The organism is Pseudoalteromonas sp. T1lg21 (genome assembly GCF_002964625.1).
GTDB classification, from domain to species: Bacteria; Pseudomonadota; Gammaproteobacteria; order Enterobacterales; family Alteromonadaceae; genus Pseudoalteromonas; species Pseudoalteromonas gelatinilytica.
In genome coordinates, this window is the sequence record NZ_PQBX01000033.1 from 1 (window position 1) to 1,420 (window position 1,420).

At 39.4% G+C, this 1,420-nt stretch carries 2 protein-coding genes; both read right to left on the minus strand.

Going from position 1 to position 1,420, the window contains the following annotated elements; all coding sequences use genetic code 11:
• Positions 1 to 886: hypothetical protein (locus C2M25_RS06910; RefSeq protein WP_199775158.1), on the minus strand; the 886-nt coding region annotated here is incomplete at its 3' end.
• 2 nt (positions 887 to 888) lie between these two features.
• Positions 889 to 1,269 carry a hypothetical protein gene (locus C2M25_RS06915; protein WP_105180752.1) on the minus strand — a complete coding sequence of 127 codons (381 nt, stop codon included), beginning with the start codon at positions 1,267 to 1,269 and terminating at the stop codon, positions 889 to 891.
• Between the last annotated feature and the right edge of the window lie 151 nt (positions 1,270 to 1,420).

Consider the following 1,420-nt stretch of genomic DNA (forward strand, 5'->3'; position numbering starts at 1 on the left):
TTAAATTACCTTCTGCATTGTAATAATAACCTTTAAAAGCCTGACCAGCTTCGTCTGGTGTTGTGTTTGAAACACAACCCATTGGTTGAATATTGTCTAGTTCGTCATAACCAACAACCTCGACTAAATAAATATTATCTGGTGTGGCTAAAAAGTCCGTGTATAGATCTACGGGATTTTTACCAAGACTATTGTTATCAACTAAGTTGCTAACGTCCTGATCAAACTCAAGCATTAAGACATCACCAAATGCAGGATCAGGTTTGTTGATATAGGCGGATGATACTGAGCGGCGATACACTTTTACATGAATGCGAGCCATGTTATTTAGGCCGTTCAATAAAAAGCGTAATGCTTTGATGCGCTCATATTTATCTACATTAAAACCACCGACAAAACCTTTAAAACCACTACCAAAACCCCAACCGTTTTTGAGTGGATAAAATTGCTCACCGCTGTAAACATGTTTTAAATTGCTGTTGGTTTGAATCAAGCTGTCAATTGATGACTTGATGTAACTAAGGTCATTCCATAGGTCATTTCTAAAAACAGAAATTGTCTCAGTGTTACTTGGCTCCCATTGGCCTTCACCTGAAATACCCTCTTTAATGTAATCACGATTGTTCTCAACAATTGGGTCCGCAATAACAGCAGCAATTCGATTTTCATCGTAATTTAGATCAGCATCCATATCAGCTTTAGTTTTAAAGCCGATTTTACCTTGAACCATGGCTTCTAAATAAGCAAATCGATCTTTAATTGCTTTCGATATACTATCTTTAGTTACACCATTTACTTCGACAGTTTCATCTTCTGAGCCTGCCAAGATTGTATTTAATTGGTCAAGTAGGGATTCTAGCTCTGTTACTAAACTAAAAAATGACATTTCTAATTCTCCTGGTAAGTATCTAAAGCGTCAGAAACGCCATTAACAAATTCATCTAAGGTGTTTGGTTCTAATAAGCTGTTAGCTGTTGCTTCCTCACTCACTATCTGCCGCTCTTTGATTTCGATATTTGCGCTATAACTCCAAAACCCGCCATTGAAACTGCATGACTCCAGCGGACTTTGTTTAAAACGAACATCGTGGTCAATTAAGCCTTGGGGTGTGCGAATTGGCATAACAAACCAGTTAACCGCATCGTTGGTACCGTGTTTTACAAACCCTTCTAAAATAACGGCCTGGTCAGCCTTCAGTTTCCACGTTGCAGCCATTGTCGTTGGCACTGATTGAAAGCGCTTGCGCTGCCGAGCTCGACCGCTTGCCATTTCAGTTCTTAATAAATTAGGGTTTTGGGATAGTCGGTGAGTTGAAACAAGGGGAAGTTTTAGGTCTTTGGGGTATCGAACTAACATGCTTAGAAACCCTGCCTTTGTAAGCCATAGGTATTTTCAAGAACGGATGAAGCTTCACCACCTT